We start from the raw sequence: 17,989 nt of genomic DNA, 5'->3' as shown, positions 1-17,989 counted from the left end.
TCCTCCTCCTCTCACTCAGGGATCAGTTCGAACGTGCTTCCATACTTACGGCCGTCTGTGAAAAAAAGACGCACATACTCGTTGCCTCCCACCTCAATGGGCGGAAGTATATTTCTGCCTGCCGCAAAAGGCCTTGTGAACGGATATACGGTTCCGTCCTCCTTGTCAAGCGGATACCCGCCCTCCTTCTTCACGTAACAGAGCGCCTCCTGGGGAACCGGAATTTCGGCGGTGACGGTGATCCTAACCGTCTTGCGGCGGCTGAACAGACTCTTCTTGTGATCCGCCGCGTAACGGATCTTGGCTTTGCCTGTACTGATTTCCGCGCAGTTGCGGCCATCGCTCTGCCGGATAAGCAGCATCTGCCCGTCTTCGGTAATGCTGGCGTATACCGTATAGCAAAGACGGCCGATGCCTTCAATCCGGTCCCGGAAGCTGCCTGCCGCCTTATATTCTTCACGAGTACACAGCTTCAGCCCCCCTGCCGCCGAAGTAGGAGGACCATCCGTCGTCTCTGCGTCCCGCTTTTCAATGTATACCGCCTGCACGCCTTCAGGCCACCGCCAGCGGAGCACCACATGGTTGTCATCCAGCCTGCACGACAGCTCGGATATGGCGGGCATGCCCGGCTGAGCTTCTCTATACTGCATTGTTTATGCCCCCGTTTCCGTTCCTAAAATCCTTTACTGCTGCTGTTGCGGCGCGCATGGTCGAACCCTTCCCTGCCTCTGCCCGGCCGGGTTGATGCTCTGCGGCCGGTACCGCCGGACGATTTGCCATGATCACGAATCGGCAGCACAAAAGAAAAGAGAGCGATAATGCCTGCCAACAGCAGCGCCGCCAGTAGCCGCACGACCGGGTCCAGCCAAATGGAGCCATGTAACCCGTTCTCCAGCAAGAGGCCGGCCAGCAGCCCTGCCGGGATGCCGCCGATGGCAAAATTGCGCGCCAGATAACGGTTATCGAATATTAATCCGAGCCCAAGCCCGATCAGCGCCCCGATGATGACCAAAGCCACTGCACGGTAGATGGCCAGATAGGTACTGTCCGCGTACATGCCGGTGCGCTCCGTCAGCAGCGTCCGGTCACCAAGGCTGTTGTAAATCTCACCGAACACGAGCGAAAGCTGGCCTGCATCTGTTACGTCATAGTAGGTGCCGCCGGTCATCTGTGCAATCGCCTGCAGCAGTCCGACCCCACCTGCATCCGTCACGCTGAGGCCCACCGTATTGACCGCAATATTCCGCTCAGTATAAGGAGCAAGAGCAGCTGCCGTATCCAGATCGCTATATCCGTCAGATAGCAGGATGACCATGGCGCCATTATTGCTTTCCCCTTGGTCCTGGATCTGGCGCAGCGTCTCGCTCAAGGCCAGATCGAAATTGGTCCCCGCATCCGTGCCTGGAATGTGGTCCAGCTTGTCATATACGGCCTGCTTTTCGGCATTCGTCCCGACTGGTGTGAACGGCTGCAGCACCTCGGCCTCGTCACCGAACAGGACGACGGACACACGTTTGTCCCCGTTCATTTGGGCGATCATATTTTTAGCCGCCGTGATGCGGTCATTGTTCGGATCGTTTTGTGCCATACTGCCCGAGTTGTCGATGACGAGAACCAGATCGTTCACCTTTTTGGCTCCCGCAGGGTTGATCTGATACCCCAACTCAAGCAGTGATCCTGCCGCAAAAAGCAGAACAAGCGTGGCAGGCACCAGTAGCTTCCACGATAGCCCTGAATAGCGCTGCTTCCATGACATCCCGTTCAGCTTCGGGCTGATCAGCTCGGCGATCAGACAGAACAATCCGATACAGAATGCCATGATTCCGAAATATACACCGATGACCAGCCAATGCGGCCACTCATCCAGAAAGCGCAGCAGCACAATTTCACCGATCAGAAATCCTGCCGCTCCCCCGATCAGACTGAACAGCAGCATAAGAAGATTTATTTTTCTCTGCATCATAACCCCTAACCCCTTTTCTATTAGATCAAGCTTCGTGCCTGCTTAGCGTAGTTCAGGCAGCCGCTCCGCAGCGATTCCGTGCAGCTCATATCCATTCGCGGAGTACGTCTCGTAATACGTCTTTCCGTTCCTGTACACCATCAAATCCTCCATATGAAAACCGCCCATCAACTGCAGCTTCTCCACTCCGCTGCTGCGTTTTTCATGCACGAAGCCTGTCTTGTAGAGGCGGGATGAGTCATCCGCGCCCAGGGCGTAAGGCAGAAATTCACCTTCATAATCACCGAAAAAATACCTTTCCTCGTACCTGTGCTCATGCGTGTAGTCCAGCAGCCTTACATTGATCACCGCATTGTCTTCAAGCGTGCGGTACAGCCGCTTGAACAGCTCATCCTGAGGCACAATTTGACGATTGTCGTAATCCGAGGCGACGTTGGCGCGCCGCAGCAGTTCTTCCTCGAACGTCTGCTTGAACGGCTCCGCGCCCAGGATCAGGCTGCGGCAGGTCAGGATGAGTCTGTCCACCAGCCCATCCGTTCCGCTGCCCAGCAGCTCCGCGGATGAACCCATAAACCGCTCCTCGAAAAGCACCTGCTTGCCCCGCTTATTCTCAATTTCTGCCATCATCTCTGCAGTCACATGTTCATAATACTCGAACAGATTCTGGCCGGTATATTGATCTGCCAGGCGAATGCTGTCCTCGGCAGCCGTCCGCAGCTCCAGCTTCACCTGCTCCAGCTGCGCGACCTGCGCTTTCGTCTGCTTGTGCAGCCGCTCCAGCGCAGCCTCGCAGCGGCGGAGGGCCTCAAGCTCTGTGTGCAGCCGCAGCAAATGCAGTTTGTGGCTGTAGACCGTCTCCGTCAAGTAACGGATCAGATTCCGCGTGTTGTGCTTATCCATCAGCGGCAACCGCTGAAAAGACTGATCCTCGACGGAGGCGGCATACAGGGCTTCCAGCTCCGCACTGCTGACAGCGAGATCATTCGCCGTATCGCGGATCAGATTTCTAATCACGCCGAGTACACTGCCCGCAGCCTGCTCATCCGTCCATTCCAGCAGCTCGTAAATGCCCGCCTCCGCGCCTGCCACGGAAAGAGACGTCCGGCTGCGCAGCCACGCTTCCGCATCGAAGGAGCGGAGCTGCGTGGCGGCCTCTGCCTCGAAATTTTGCCTGAAGAACATGCGGCAGCCCTCACCAAACAGCGCTTCCTCCGCCTCCTGCAGCGTCATTCTCTTCAGGGCCGCGTACCCGATGCCGGAAGTCATAAGACCCATCATATCCCTGATCGCTGACGGCTCCGGCACAAGGCTGTTCAGCAGTTCCGCCCGGTCGGGGGCGTCGAGGCCGAAATATGCCAGCTTATCGCGGCTGCTCCAGTCCCGGCCGCTCTTCATTCGCTCCAACAGCTGTGTGTAGAAATGATACAGCACCGTCAGGGCAATGGATTCATTGGGCCTCTTCACCCGCGCAAAACCTGCCGATACATATCCGGCCCGGCCTGAGTCAGTCATGATGTTGTTCTTGAACGATGTATTGTTGTACCCGCCGTCCTGCGGCCTGTATTCTTCCGCTACCCTGCTACGATTCTTGAGAAGCTGGATGTGGCAAATCATTTCGCAGTTCTGGCGCAGCTCATCAGGAACGATCATACCCCGTTCATTTTTGTCCGAAAGCAGGTAGACCAGATCGAACAGCGGAGCCGGTGCATGCTGCACCTGTATCGCGAGCCGCTCCTCCGTCATGTGTAAGGAAGCGGAGAACGTGAACCCGGGACTCTGCAGCCATTCCAGCTCACGCAGGAACGCCACGTTGATGGCGCTGCTGTAACCGAACTGTTCTTCAGGGCTCTCCTTCACCAGAGCATATAAATCCGTCTGCACCGACTTGAAGGATTGGCCCAAAATATAATCCGCCAGCAGCGTAACTTCGGCCACCACGGCGTTCAGCGGATCATCGGCGCAAGTGATGACGGACAGGTGCACCCTCTCAAAGGACGAATACAGCTTCCCGTATTCCGCCAGTTGCCGGCTGGCCTGCCGCAGCAAGGCATTCAGCCGTACAAGCTGTTCTTCATTGTCGTAAAAGGCCCGGTATAACCCACTTCTCCTCGCTTTGTCATCCAGTCCGTCAAACGGTGGAATCAAATGCCCGAGCACCCCGCCGGATGTATGTAAGGCTTCAACCTGCGCAACCACATGGATATAGGCAACCCCCGCGCTGTTATCCCATTTGCGGCTGTTGATTTCCATCACCGTTTGCAGCGCCGGGCCGCACCGGTCCCCGATAAAGAGAAACACAGCGGGGTAATGGATGCTGCTGCGCCCATCCCCACTGCCGATCAGTTGCTCTTCCGCACGGGCGTAAGTCTCTGCAAACTGGTTCAGCTTCTCTCTCATGGCCTACTTCAGCCTTCTGCGGATATCGTTAAGCTTGCCCGCCATTTCTTTATAGAAGGCATACAGCTCCTCGCCGTTCGCAAGCTCTACCCGCTCATACTGCAGTTGGTCGCGCCCTTCTATAAATGCAGCGGCCAATTCGTCGAGCTTTGCCAAGAGAGGCGTGATATCCTCCGAGGAAGTCATTTCGGCATCGCGGCGTGAAGCTTTGCGCAGCAGCACAGCACGGTGCTTCTCATCCAGTGCGCGGAAATTGCTGAACACTTCATACTCCACATAGCTGCGACTTTTCAGCACATTGGCAAACGGCTCCCAGGCATCCTCCTCCGGATCGCGGTCATACACGTACAGCGCTCCTTTTTTGGTGATGGTGCCCGTATACAGCGCTTCGATGAACTGGTCCAGCCACTTCTCCTCGTCCTGGAATTTGTCCAGTACTGCGCCCAGTTCCGCCACTTTCGCCTGAATGCTTTCGCGCTTCGCCAATTCGTCGCGCACAACACGCGACAGCTCAGGGGAACGAATCAGATTCTCCTGTGCCAGCTCTTCGTTGATGCTGCCGAAAATATCCTTCACATATTCGGTCTCCAGCCCTTCGGACAGCAGCCTTTTTAGAGAATCAAACGCACGCTTCACTTCGCCAAGATTCGGCTTCGCTTCCTGAAGACGCATATCATAGGCCGCAAGCAGCGCATTCAGGTCCAGCGGGCGTGTCTTCGCCACTTCATAACGGCTGCTTGTGTTCTTGTCTTCCCCTTTCAGGCGGATGATGCCTGCCGCCGATGCGCGGGCAAATTCCTCCCGCACACGTGCGTTATATTCCTTAACACGTGGATTAACGTAAACATCCCCCCAGGATTTTTCCGGAATTGGGGACGGCAGGAACGTCCAGTTGTTCCGGGCCGTTTGCACGAGATGGCGTCCGATGCCTTCGCGGTCGAGAATCGTTTTTTCGTAGCTTTCTTCATACACCTTGAGCGGCGTGTACACGAACAGCGGCACCCCGTTGCGCGTATTCAGCCAGAAGATACGGTTTTTGACCTCACTCTCCTTGATCGTAAAATGGGACTTGCCGACCGCATTATTCTGATAATTGCGAATTCCCTTCAGAATGCCTGGCGCCTGCACCGGAACGGATACAAAACCCCAGGAAGGGAAATACAGATTGCCGGAGCTGTTGCTCAGATGGAAGACCGGAACGGCGTCTTCATCCAGACGGCTGGCGATATGGCGCTCCACAAACTTCTCCACCGCTTCATCCTGCCCGTATTTCATCACCAGGAAGTCCTCCATGGAGCGAGTGATCAGATCGCCGAATTTTTCCGTCAAAAAGTCGGAGATGGAGCTGACAATGTCGATTTCCTGTTCCTTGACCCATTGATTGGAGTGTGTGAGCAGCTCCTGGGTGAAATCACGGATCAGGTCGTCCCCGTCGCGCTTCTCCATCATTTTGGAAACTACCGCTGCGATATCTGGCACGCTGACCAAATTCCAGTAGTAGGTTTTGTTGCCCCGATGGTCGGTCTGCTCCTCTCCGTTAATGAGGATGTCGCCGTTCTTGGAGAAAATCGCGCTCAGAGCGTTCAAAATTTCGGAATATACATTATAAATGCGGCTGTTCTCCTGATTCAGCAGATCGTACAAATCCTCGTAAAACTCAATCAGCTGCTCCGTGCGCTCCACATCAGCGCGTAACCAATACTCATTGATTTTGGCTTCAATATAAGCGTTTTTCTTCTTATCCTTGGAGACAAAGGCGCTCTTGGCGTCGCCCATTTTGTCATCAGCCTGCTCGCGCGCAGCTTCGATATCGCGCGGAATCCGGTGCAGGCTCTCGCGCAGCGTTTCGATGTAAGACAGCAGCATTTTCAGCAGACAGAAGCCTTTCTCGGTATAGATAAGCCGGGATACATAAAACGGTCCTTGCTCCGGATGCAGGAACATACGCCGGATCTGATCCGTGAACTGGCCGACAATTTCGCCGGGCAGCTGCTTCTTTGCCTTGATGTATTCCTCGCGTGCCCGGGTCAGGAAATTTTGCTCCAGCTCGGTGTCCATGTTGACGACCTGCATTTTGATGACATTGCTATAGCTGAGCCGCTCACTGTTCTCATAACCTGGCAGCGGCTCGGGAACGCGGGACTCGAAATTTTTGACCATGCTGTCCAGGTCCACGCCCAGCTTGCGCGCAAATTTCTCCACTTCCTCCTGGCCTGGAGCTTTCTCGAACATTTTCTCCATCTTGCCAAACAGACGGTAAGCGAGATATGTCGTCATTTCCTCCACCGGCAGAACAGCGGACGAGGCGCCGATGATGTTGTACTCATAGTTGGCCGGATATGCCCGGTTCATCTGCGCAATGTTGGTGCGGATATTGCTGATATAGTCATGGATGGCGAACTCTTCGCCGGACTGTTTTTCCTCGCTCGCCATGAAGTTCGTAATATTTTCCGCCGTCACGTTCATGCAGTAATCATAAGCGTTCTCCAACAGCTTGCCTTCCGTATTCGTGGCCGAAATCAGGTGACAAAGATTAAACGGTGGCAAAGGCGAGTTCACCGTCAAAATGTTCCCGTACTGCTGCCTGAAACGTTCTCCACGGCTGTCCACATTCATCCAGTAGTCCAGCTCTTTTAATGCGGCGTATCCGTTCTTCTTGATATATTCGCGGGTATGCTCACTCAGGCTCTTGTTCGCCAGATTGACATCAGGCGTGAACAAATAACCAAGGGTGTTCACCCGGTCAATGCCTGCGGAGCCGTAATCCCGTTCAATAATGCCTCTTACGATGTACGAAATATCCAGGAATGTGCCGCTGCCCGTCCCTCCGGACAAGCCGGAAAGCAGAAACACCATCAGCTTTTTGTTCGTGCCGACGGACAGTGTTTTGATCTTCTTGTCGATGCTCTGCACCACCTGGTTGATTTTGGTGAACAGCAGCAGCCGTCCCGCTTGGCGCACACCGGCAGCACCGTTCATGCCGTCGGTAATGCTCAGCTCCGGCGACAGCCACTCCGTTATGTACGGCTCGAGAATACTGCGGTTTTGCAGCAGACCGCCGATCTCCGCATTGGACAGCAGCACGAATTCATTAATTGGATCGAGGCCGATGCCCTTGTACTTTTTGTTCCGATCCTGCTCATTCGTTTCAAAGGCGAGAAATTCAACATTATCCGGCTTGTCGAACTTTTTCTTGGAAACCGGATCCTCCGGCAGCTTGAAGCGGCGGTTGATCTGGTATTTCAGGCGCAGCAGGGCATCAATGCCCGTGCCGCCCAGACCGATGATCAAAATCGGATTGTCGATCGTATCTACCCTGATCTTCTCGCTGACGATACCGCCGCCGAGCGATACGTCCAGCTGCTGGATATGCTCTCTTACTACTGGTTTCATCTTCTCTACCCCCTGGATATATTTATAGAATAAATGCTAAGATCAATTACTTTAATAAAGATGGTCTATCAGCTGTTGACCGACAAATACTCAAGCAATATCGTTTTACCTGCGCTGCCGAGCGGAATCGTCAGTCTGTCGCCGTTCTTCAGCTCGACTCCGCGTGATGCATCGACGGCCCTGCCGGATTTCTCCACCGTCAGATCGCCCGTGCTGCGTACCGTCAGGCGGTCGCTGCTGCCTGGAGTAAACACAATCTTCTCCGTTCCGGTGAATTCGGGAGCCAGCTGCAGCAGCTGGTGCAGGTTGAATTTGCCGCGGAAGCCGCTCAGCTTCCTGTACTGTGGATACGATTTCTCGCCCGTATTCTCATCTCTTACTTCCACGACCATTTGTCCCACAAAACCTCTGTTTGCTTTCTTGAAGTACTTCCAGATGAAAAAGGCTGCAGCTAACAGGATAATAACAATAATTCCGATCAGGATCGCCGGAAGCCATAAACCCACTTTTCCGTTATCCGTTCCGGCCGAAGCTGACGAGCTGCCTGATGCAGCCCCCCCTGCCCGGATCGTCACCGGGTCCGTTTCGCGGAAGAAGCTTTTATCCTCTGCTCTTACCTTTAATTCATAGTTGTGATCCTCCGGAATTTTGAAGGTACCGCTGAAGATGCCATTCTGATTGTCCAACTCCATTTTGTCTGTCTTGCCTGTATCCAGGTCCGTAATGTTCAGCACCGCGCTCATGCCTTCATAAAGCGAGCTGTCCTGCAGCTGCTGCCCTCCGCTTGTCAGGTAGGCATTGATGTTGATGCTGTCGCCCTTCCCGTAGTCCTGATCGGGAATCTCGTTCATGGAAAGGCCCAAATCATAGTTAAATACCAGATTGATATCGATCTTGTCCTGGCTGACACCCTTAATCTGCAGCTTCCAATCCCCTGCCTGCGGCTTCAGCATCTTGATGAGCGAGTAGCTTTTGGACTTCGAGAGCAGAATATCGTTTGCAGGAATTTGTCGTGTCTTGCCCTCGGGATCTACAAGCCGCGCATCGACAGGCTTCGAGGACATGATGGAAATATTGGCTTCCAGCACATTTTCATTCGGCACATTCACGGTTACGTCCTGGTACTGCCCGTTCCCGGTCACGGACTGCAGGGAAACGACGTTCAGGTCCAGATTGCTGGCGAAAATCTCACTCAGTATCCCGGGCAGATCGTCCGCGTTGCTGGTAATGAAGGACTTGCCGCCCGTCTCTTTGGCGATGCTCGCCAGCGACTCCTTGTTGAGCTTGCCGTCGGCATTGAGGCCGATCGTATAGATCGGGACGCCGTTCTTCTTCGCCTCCGCAACTGCCTGCTGCATATCCTGCTGTGAATCCGCATCGGTGCGTCCTGTTTTTTCATTCAAATCGTTATTGCCGTCAGCCAGCATCACAATCATGGGCGCATGCCCGGCTTCCGCCCCGTCCTGCAGCAGATTTACCGCTTCTTTAATCCCAACGGAGGTATCCGTATATGCGCCGCGGTTCAAGCCGTCAATAAATTCCTTCAGCCCGGTCTTGTCTTCCTGGGATTTTACAGTCAGCAAAGCCTTCTCCCGCTGGATGACATCCGTATAGGCTACAATTCCTACTTTATTGTCCTGTTGGGACAGCATGTCTATGAACATTTTCATCGCTTCATTGCCGATTTTGTCGGGATCGCTCGTATTCATGGAATTGCTGACATCAACCGCGAGCACCACATCCACCTGTGAAGCGGAGCTTGCCGCGTTAGCCTTCAAAGGCAGCATTCCTGCTACAGCCGCCGCGAGCATCAGCAGCGACAATATTCTGCATGTTATATGCCTGAATCGACTTCTCATCTCTGTACCCCTTTACCCATAGTTCTATAGTTGTACTATGCTTCTCTTAAATTTTGATGAAATGAAAATGAAAATGAGCTGAAAAGTACCCTCCCTCTGTCGGAAAGCCTTCTGTAAACATGCCGACATTTTACCATTAAACAGCAGCAATGATATAATTATAGCGCAATCAATGCCGCAAATTATGAAAAAACTGACACCATTTCATTTGGAAAGGAATGCATATGATCTCTTACGGATGTCTTGCCGTTTTGTTTCTTTTTGTCATGATCAAGCTGCTAAACTACTATTTCCATAGAAAAAAGTCGCCTTCGCTCGAACAAATCGACACCGAGCTGGTGACCGCTTTGAACCGCAGGAGTGAGCGCCCATGAAGACTCAGAAGCAGCCTGTCCGCTTCCGACCGTTCGTTAGAACACGTTACGCCTTTCAAAAGCTGCGCATTTGCAAACACTGCGGCAGCTTCACCGCTTTATGGGAGGATCAATGTTCAGCCTGTGGAGGAAGCACGCTCATCTCCGTACAGGAGATGGCGAACCGCAAAACCTTCCGCTATTTCGGTAAAGATCTGTTCATCGGCCTTGTGATCGCCAGCGCGGCCATTTATTTCAGCACCTCGACAGAGCAGACGCTGCTCGTAGCAGCAGGCTCTCTCGCGCTGCTATTACTTCTCTGGGCAGTGCAGCGTGGGATCAAGCCTTTCGAGCAGAGACGGCAGCTGCGGCGGCTCTTCAAATACCGTTTCGAGGATCTTGAAGAAGGCTTGACCCGCAACCGCGCCGAAGCGGTTGCCCACAGGCAAACCGATGAGCTACTGTGCTACGAAATGCTGCGCGAGGTCGGCGTATTGCTCAGGGACGACCGGATGAAGCTGCAACAGATCGCGCTGCTGCAATCCTTTGTGCTGCGGTCTGACATGGACCTGATCCTGGACGCCCTGCTGCTGAAGAGCTTTGAGCCGCTGCTCGCCGAATATATCGGCGAAATCGCTAAAATCAAACGGGAGCTGATCAAAGAGAAAACGCTCCGCTACATCAGCTTCTACGAGAACCGGATTCTGGACATGAACGGCGGTGAACAGATTCTGATCTCCGTTGCCAGCGCTGCCGTTCGCTTGAAGAAATATGTAGTGGCACATGCCAATTTTATTTACAGATATGCCCGCAAGCTGCCTGAAGACCGCTTTCTGCGGCTGCACAAGATAGTCATAACCAACCCGTACGAGCCATTTGGCGATCTTGCCGATGAAGTAAAAGACATTTACTGTCTGCGTTATGAGCACAGGAACGGGATCTATTGAACGAAGGCCTGCGGCCTTCTAACTCTAGACGCAGCGGAAATGGTTTTCCCCTGCAAATAAAATCAAATTTTTTTCAAAAAAATCAGAACGCAAAAACCGTTACGAGCTGTTTTATGAGCCTGTAACGGTTTTTTGATTTTAGGTATTGCCTAAAACGTGGTTTAGGGAATATAATTTGCGTAGAGGCAAAAATATTTGGGCGGTGCATTTTTTTAAAATGAATTTTGCTCTAAGGAAACATATGTGCTTAAGGTGAAAAATAAAGAGATTATGATCTTCAAGGGTGGGATAAACTATGAATGAAAATGTCGCTGTACAACAGCAGTCTTCTGCCAATCATGCAACAGTTCAATCTGCACATGCTGCTTTAAGCGGCAAAACTCAGGGATTAAAAAGATTATTGCCATTCCTCGGACCGGCCTTTATTGCGGCCATTGCCTACATTGATCCGGGAAACTTCGCAACCAATATCGCCGGCGGTTCAAAGTACGGTTACCTTCTCCTGTGGGTCGTGCTGCTTTCCAATTTGATGGCGATTTTAATTCAATCCATGTCAGCCAAATTAGGGATTGCAACCGGAAAAAATCTGCCTGAGGTCGCTCGTGAGCGATTTTCGAAGCCAGTTTCCTTTGGACTCTGGATCCAGGCTGAGCTGGTCGTTATGGCTACGGACCTTGCAGAGTTTATCGGTGCGTCTCTAGGTTTGTACTTACTGTTCGGTATTCCCATGCTGCCAGCGGCATTAATTGCTGCTGTAGGCTCCTTTGCTATCCTGGAGCTGCAGCGACGGGGATTCCGTTCGCTTGAAGCGGGCATCACTGGCATGCTGTTCATCGTTGTGTTGGGCTTTGTTGCCCAAATCTTTTTTGCCAAACCGGAAATTGCGCCAATCCTGCAAGGCTTGTTCGTGCCTCAATTTCAAGGGGTGGACAGTATCCTGCTTGCTGCAGGTATTCTCGGTGCAACCGTTATGCCGCATGCGATTTATCTGCACTCCGCGCTGACACAGCGCAGAATCGTGGGCAAAACGGAAGCGGACCGCCGCAAAATCTTCCGCTTTGAGTTTATCGATATCCTGATCGCCATGTTCATTGCCGGAGCTATCAATGCCAGCATGCTGATTGTGTCTGCCGCATTGTTCTTCAAAAATGGATTAAATGTTGAAGATCTTGATGTGGCATTTCAGGGGTTCCATAATTTAGTCGGTCCTGTTTCGGCCATACTTTTTGGGGTCAGTCTGCTTGCTTCCGGTTTATCCAGTTCATCGGTAGGTACCATGTCCGGCGACGTTATTATGCAAGGGTTTATTCAGAGACGTATTCCTCTGTATCTCAGACGCTTCATTACGATGATCCCGCCGCTTGTCATCATTGCTCTTGGTGTTAATCCTTCTTATGCGCTGGTGATGAGTCAGGTTGTACTGTCATTCGGGATTGCGTTTGCATTAATTCCTTTGATTATGTTTACAAGCAATCGTCAATTGATGGGCAGCCTGGTGAATCGACGCATCACAACCATACTTGGCTGGTGTGTGGCCGTATTGATCATCGCATTAAACTTGTTTCTGCTGTATCAGACGTTCTTCGGTTGATAGAGATATACAAATGTTCGAGTGTCAAGACACCTTACATTACGGGGCTATCCCATTAAGCCATCTTCGATGACTTAATGGGCGGCCCCTTAGTTTTGTCAATAAATGTACCCATTCTTTATTCGTCCGTCCGATTGGGCAGTTCATCAGACTGCGCGGACTGCAGTTGAAGCCGCTCCAGCAGCTGCCAAAATTGTTCAACCATGACCGATGTCGGAAAGGGCATCGAGCGAGTAATCCACCATTCCAACAGGCCCACTCCTGCTGAAATTAAAAATTGCATCGTAATGTCCTTGTTCAACTCCTTATCAAGGCCAATTGAATCCAGGTGATCACTCAGGCTTTGTTGAATCACCGTCTCCATACGGTCGCGGAACACCGTGTTCCCCTTACTCGTCAGCATCACATAATAGAAAGAAGCGTTCTGCTCCAAATGTTCAAATGTGCGCAGCAGCGCAGTTCTGGAAGTGAAAACCATCCCCTCCTCCGGCATGCAACTGCGTAGCAGCTGATTGAATTGAACTTCCATGCATTGGTCCCGCAGATCGTATTTGTCCGTGAAATGCAAATACACCGTCCCGCGATTGACATTCGCTTCTTCCGCAATTTGGTTGATCGTAATACTTTCAAAATCCTTTTCCGACATCAGCCTCATAAAAGCGTCCATAATCGCTAGCTTCGATTTTTGAATACGCCTGTCCATATCGTTCTCCCCTTTTATCTAAAAATGAACATTTCAAAGCCCACTGTTGAAAAATCAACATCCGCGCCTGTTTTAACCATTGAACACCATCAATTTCCCTGATACATTCACTATATAAAACATATGTTGAAAAAACAACATATGATCAATTTAATAGGAGGCATCATCATGAAAGCTATAGCTTTGACAAGATTTGGAATCCCCGGAACGCTGGAGGAACTGGAAGTGCCGGTTCCCGTTCTCACCGACACACAGGTTCTCGTCGAAATGCGCGCCTCTTCCATCAACCCTGCAGATATTCAATTGCGCAGCGGCGCGATTCTCAAGAGTTCGATGGCTGATAAATTTTCGGCACAATTGCCGCTCGTTCTTGGTATTGATGTGGCCGGTGTCATAAAAGAAGTTGGCGCTAAGGTGAGTCATTTCAAGCCGGGGGATCGCGTTATGGGTATGGTCCCAATGGGGTCCTACATGGATTATGTTGCGGTGGAGGAAGATCATCTGGCCGTTATCCCGGAGAGTCTTTCCTTCGAAGAGGCCGGCGCTGCGCCTACGGTCGCCCTGACAGCTTGGCAAGCACTATTTGAGCATGGGCAGCTGCAGCCGGGACAACGCATCCTTATTCAAGCCGGTGCCGGAGGTGTGGGACATGCCGCGGTTCAGTTGGCCAAGCAGCATGGAGCATATGTTATCGCAACCGCAAGAGACTATAATCACGATTTCGTCAAAGGACTCGGTGCGGACGAGGTGATCGACTACACGAAAATCGACTTTGCCACCCAAATAACCGAGCCTGTCGATATCGTGCTGGATTCCGCCAAGGACACAGCCACTTTCGGTACCGGGTTGCCGGGAGAAATCGGAGAGAAGAACTACTCGGTGATCAAGGATGGCGGCACTTATGTTTCAGTGGTGGCATTTGCGATCCATCAACATCCGCAGGTCCGCGGCATTGATGCACGTTTCTTCCAGGCAGTACCCAACCGGGCCGATTTTGAAGCCATTGTGGGCAACATACAAGAGGGCAAGCTGAATATCCACATCGAGGAAACCTATCCCTTTACCGCTGAAGGTCTGCTGCAGGCGTACCGCAAAAGCGAAGCACATCTTAAACGGGGGAAAGTCGTGATATCGAAAAACATACGGTAAATATGGTCAGTGAATGCAAAAATTAAAAACCGGGCCGGACAAGGGTCTTAACCTTATCCGGCCCGGCTGTTCTTGGTTTTACTCCTCAGCTTCTTTCAAATGCTCGCTGCAGAATGCGTCCACTTCGGCAAGTTCATCCTCTTCAAGATCAAATTCCAGGTAGCGGTCCGTGGATCGCTCGTACAGCTCATACTTTACAATGCGGGTTTTCTCCTCTTCCACACTGTAAATCACCCGTAAATACACGCCTTGTTCGCTGTAAAGTTCGTCTTCCTGGTCAACCTCAAGATCAAGAATATATTCATACCGTGTACCGGCAATGATGCCGAACGGGTCTTTCACTTTTTGCACCGAAAATGATGTGATCTCCACTCTTTATCTCCTCTCTAGTCGGTCTAGGGCAGAATCTTGCTGACCTGCTCTCTAACCCGCTCCTGCTTTAATTCGGCCCCCATAATCGACACTGTGCCCTTGTCTTCACGGGAACGGATCAAGCGCCCGATTCCCTGGCGCAGCCGCAGCAGCATATACGGCATATCCACTTCCGCCAATGCGTCCTGCGCGTCCGCCCTGCGTGACTCAAATAAGGGGTCATTGGGCGGAAACGGCAGCGACCAGATGATGACATGTGACAGGGAGGGACCCGGAATATCCAGCCCTTCCCACAGCGTCACAGCGCAGAGTACACTGTCTTCATCATTCTGAAACAAGGAGATCAGATGGCTGATCTCAGCCTCCCCCTCGTACAGAAAGCGAAACTGCTCAAAGCCCGCTGCCTGCGCGGCGTCCCTTCTGAAATGCTCCAATTCGTCCTGGGACGGAAAGAGAATTAATGCCTTCCCGCCGCTGTCCTGGAGAAATTTCAGCACATGCTTTATTTTGTCGCCCGTTTCCTCTACAGGATACAAGACGCACTTCATCTGCTCGGCATAATCATAAGGCGATGCAACGGAGAAGGACAGATAGTCGTCAATCCCCAATATCTCGGCCGAATAATCAAAGGAGCCCTGTACCGACAACGTTGCCGAGGAGAACACGACCGGCATTTGCTTGGCAAATACACGCTCCCTCATAATTTCCTTAACACCCTTCGGCATGATCACCAGCGTCAATTCGTCCCCGTCTTCCCTGACCCAGGAAATAAGCTTGTCCGGCTGACGGAACAATGCCAAAGCCTTTTGCATCATATCCAGATGCTCTTCCACGATCTTGAGCTGGTAGTCATCAATGGTATACAAGCCGCCCTCAAAAACCAGCTCTTCCTCAATCGTTGCAAGCAGCCCACCAAAACGGCCGATTTCACGCAGCAGCCGATCGTTCATGTCGAACCTTCTCCGATTCGAACCCGGGACAGGCTGGCTCATTTGTTCGAGCAGCAGGAATACCTTATCGCTCTGCATGATAGATTCCTCAATTGTCACCGCCAGGGATTCGCGGATTTCCCCCTCCAGCAATCTGACAATAATGCTTTCATACAGAGAGTGCTTCAGCTGATAAGTCAGCGCATTCTGCGCGGCTGTCTCCAGCAGATGCCCTTCGTCAAATACGACGGAGCTGTGCTCCGGGAGCAGCGGCAGCTGTCCTTCCCGTTTTCTGGATTCGAACGTCCAGATATGCTCCATATAAAAGTCGTGCGAGCAGATAATCAAATCTGCGGCCCGGCGGTAGTAGTCCCGGGAAATCGTCTGCCCGCAGCGATGGCGCTGGCTGCACACGAGACAGTCCTGAAACACGTCCCAGCCTATTTTATGCCACTGCCCGTCTGACAGCTGAGGATAATCCTTGCGGTTGCCATACGGCAGGAAGGACTGCATGGTATCCGGAAAATGAACAAACTCCGGCAGCCCTTCGTAGATTTCACGGTACAAGTCCCCCTCTTCCAAGCCTGTCCGCGCATCATCCAGTTTATTCAAGCAGATATACTGGTCCTGGGATTTGCCCATACGCGCATCGATGGTCAGCTCCAGATGGCGGGCCAGCTTGGCGATATCTCCTTCAGGCTTGACCAGCTGTTCGATCAGCGATTCGTCGGCGCAGGCAATGACGGCCGGCTTGCGTGTGTAACGGGCATAAGCGATGGCATAAAGCAGGTAGACGAGTGTCTTCCCCGTTCCCACCCCTGCTTCGGCAAAAATCGTCTGCTTCTCGGAATAGGCCCGCTCCAGTTGGAAAGCCATATAAATTTGCTCATCCCGAACCTCAAATCCGGCATCAGGCAATATTTCATAGAACACGTCAGCGATCCAGTCCGCAGCCTGCTGCATAAACGGCCGGGAAGGATCAAAGGTAAATGGATAAGTTGTCAATTACGGCTGTGCCTCCACATCTTTCTAAAAGTCCATCCTTTGATTATAACTTAGACTTGCAGTTAAAATCACGTTTTATTTATATAGCCTTGTCCATGCATAAAGAACCCCCAGCCTATAGGGCGGGGGAAGAAATCAGGTTCAAGTCTTCTGTCTGGATCGTATGCATGATCTCTTGCGTACGCTGTTCTTTTGGCATTTTCGCTACCCGATAATCAATGTTGCTTACCATTTCAGTTACCATATTTCTTGCATAGCCTTATATGTATAAAGCTTATCGTAACATTTGTCCCCTCATTGTTGCCACAATTTGCTTAAAAATAAGACAACCGCCCTCCGATAAAACCGAAGAGCGGTCGCAGTTTGAATCTGATAAAGTCCGTTAGGACAATGCATCAGCTTTTTTGAACTTACTAGTTATGGATTGTCAGGGACTCGAACCCTGGACCGCCTGATTAAGAGTCAGATGCTCTACCAACTGAGCTAACAATCCATGATCTCTTTGACTCTTAATACTTTACACCCTTTACTTACAAAAATCAAGACAAAATTTAATTTAACGATAATTTTCCACTTGGAGACAATTAAAACAACAGGGAGATTAGAAATCAGCCCTGCTGTTTTTGATTCTGCTCACTTGCACATTGAGCTTATCACATCCGGTTCCTTTTTTCCTCTATGTAGAGATCCAGTGCTTTAATCCCCCTTCTTGCCAGCATAATAAACATCACCAACGTATAAACACCTAACCCAAATAAGATCAAATACATCAAAATCGGAATAATAGCAAAATATTCAAAATGTGACATAAACTCAGCTCCCCTCAAAAGTTAATTCCATCCGTACGGCAAAAACCAGGTTCCCTTCCCGTATTGATCCCAGGCCATTCGTACATAAGGTATCATATTGTCCGGGAAATGATCCGTTCGGAACCATCTCATATCATCACATTTATGCGATTCAGCATTCGTAATTTCTCCAGACCATCGGTTTGTAACGAAGAAAAAATCTATTCGCTCGTCCTCCGATTTGATATGCATAACACCGACCATGCTCAGATCCTCTTCCTGAACGTCCACTCCGCATTCTTCCTTAACTTCCCGGACGGCCGCCGATCTGATTTCCTCACCACCCTCAATTCGGCCAGAAGGCACGCCGTATTTTCCGTCTTCATGCCCCGTATTCCATCTTCTCATGAGCAGCAGCTCACCATCTTGGATCATAAAAACATGAACCACACTGACGAATCGAAAATCCCCCATCTCACACCAACCCTCCAGCTTCATTTCCTGAATTAATTATAAACATTTTCCATTCGTGTAGGAAAG

The 17,989-nt window shown here is 51.4% G+C and carries 12 protein-coding genes and 1 tRNA gene; 3 read left to right on the top strand and 10 right to left on the bottom strand.

All coding sequences use genetic code 11. The annotated features are described in order from the left end of the window. Nucleotides 1-11: 11 nt before the first annotated feature. The 5 genes from ACE41H_RS00865 to ACE41H_RS00845 form a co-directional block, all read right to left on the bottom strand. Entirely contained in the window at nt 12-650 is a 639-nt protein-coding gene (locus tag ACE41H_RS00865) for a beta-mannanase (RefSeq protein WP_375352609.1), read from the bottom strand. Nucleotides 651-673: 23 nt separating this feature from the next. Further along, nucleotides 674-1,963, bottom strand: a complete 1,290-nt coding sequence (locus ACE41H_RS00860) for a vWA domain-containing protein (RefSeq protein WP_375352607.1) — start codon at nt 1,961-1,963, stop codon at nt 674-676. A gap of 42 nt (nt 1,964-2,005) precedes the next feature. Further along, nucleotides 2,006-4,360: a transcription initiation factor TFIID gene (locus ACE41H_RS00855; RefSeq protein WP_375352606.1), complete on the bottom strand. Its 2,355-nt coding sequence runs from the start codon at nt 4,358-4,360 to the stop codon at nt 2,006-2,008. Between the two features lie 3 nt (nt 4,361-4,363). After that, the gene (locus tag ACE41H_RS00850; protein WP_375352605.1) at nt 4,364-7,753 is read right to left on the bottom strand and encodes a tubulin-like doman-containing protein; all 3,390 of its coding nucleotides are present in this window, start codon (nt 7,751-7,753) and stop codon (nt 4,364-4,366) included. Between the two features lie 68 nt (nt 7,754-7,821). Beyond that, nucleotides 7,822-9,564 carry a VWA domain-containing protein gene (locus ACE41H_RS00845; RefSeq protein WP_375353136.1) on the bottom strand — a complete coding sequence of 581 codons (1,743 nt, stop codon included), beginning with the start codon at nt 9,562-9,564 and terminating at the stop codon, nt 7,822-7,824. Nucleotides 9,565-9,982: 418 nt separating this feature from the next. Here ACE41H_RS00845 and ACE41H_RS00840 point away from each other — a divergent pair, with 418 nt between their 5' ends. Together ACE41H_RS00840 and ACE41H_RS00835 are read left to right on the top strand one after the other, a co-directional pair. Further along, nucleotides 9,983-10,912: a hypothetical protein gene (locus tag ACE41H_RS00840; protein WP_375352603.1), complete on the top strand. Its 930-nt coding sequence runs from the start codon at nt 9,983-9,985 to the stop codon at nt 10,910-10,912. Nucleotides 10,913-11,207: 295 nt separating this feature from the next. Continuing rightward, nucleotides 11,208-12,503 carry an Nramp family divalent metal transporter gene (locus ACE41H_RS00835; RefSeq protein WP_375352601.1) on the top strand — a complete coding sequence of 432 codons (1,296 nt, stop codon included), beginning with the start codon at nt 11,208-11,210 and terminating at the stop codon, nt 12,501-12,503. Between the two features lie 118 nt (nt 12,504-12,621). On the opposite strand, the gene ACE41H_RS00830 is transcribed toward ACE41H_RS00835, so the two are convergent. Beyond that, nucleotides 12,622-13,206, bottom strand: coding sequence for a TetR/AcrR family transcriptional regulator (locus ACE41H_RS00830; protein WP_375352599.1), 585 nt, complete (start codon nt 13,204-13,206; stop codon nt 12,622-12,624). A gap of 168 nt (nt 13,207-13,374) precedes the next feature. On the opposite strand from ACE41H_RS00830, the gene ACE41H_RS00825 reads away from it, so the two are divergent. Continuing rightward, complete coding sequence (locus ACE41H_RS00825; protein WP_375352597.1) at nt 13,375-14,355, top strand: NADP-dependent oxidoreductase; 981 nt, start codon at nt 13,375-13,377, stop codon at nt 14,353-14,355. A 78-nt stretch (nt 14,356-14,433) separates the two neighbouring features. Here the strand turns inward: ACE41H_RS00825 and ACE41H_RS00820 are convergent, their stop codons facing one another. From ACE41H_RS00820 to ACE41H_RS00800, 4 genes are all read right to left on the bottom strand, one after another. Next, a complete protein-coding gene (locus tag ACE41H_RS00820) occupies nt 14,434-14,727 on the bottom strand; it encodes a DUF6509 family protein (RefSeq protein ID WP_375352595.1) in 294 nt (97 codons plus the stop codon). A gap of 23 nt (nt 14,728-14,750) precedes the next feature. Further along, nucleotides 14,751-16,661 (bottom strand): ATP-dependent DNA helicase, encoded by a 1,911-nt coding sequence (locus tag ACE41H_RS00815; protein WP_375352593.1) that lies wholly within the window; start codon nt 16,659-16,661, stop codon nt 14,751-14,753. A gap of 420 nt (nt 16,662-17,081) precedes the next feature. Then, nucleotides 17,082-17,154: transfer RNA gene (locus ACE41H_RS00805), tRNA-Lys, on the bottom strand. Nucleotides 17,155-17,491: 337 nt separating this feature from the next. Beyond that, on the bottom strand, nt 17,492-17,923 hold the full coding sequence (locus tag ACE41H_RS00800; RefSeq protein ID WP_375352591.1) for an NUDIX hydrolase: 432 nt from the start codon (nt 17,921-17,923) through the stop codon (nt 17,492-17,494). Nucleotides 17,924-17,989 lie beyond the last annotated feature (66 nt).

It is taken from the genome of Paenibacillus enshidis (assembly GCF_042136365.1).
Taxonomy (GTDB): Bacteria; Bacillota; Bacilli; order Paenibacillales; family Paenibacillaceae; genus Paenibacillus; species Paenibacillus enshidis.
The sequence above is the reverse complement of the archived record's forward strand: the minus strand, read 5'-3'. Positions and strand labels throughout refer to the sequence as shown.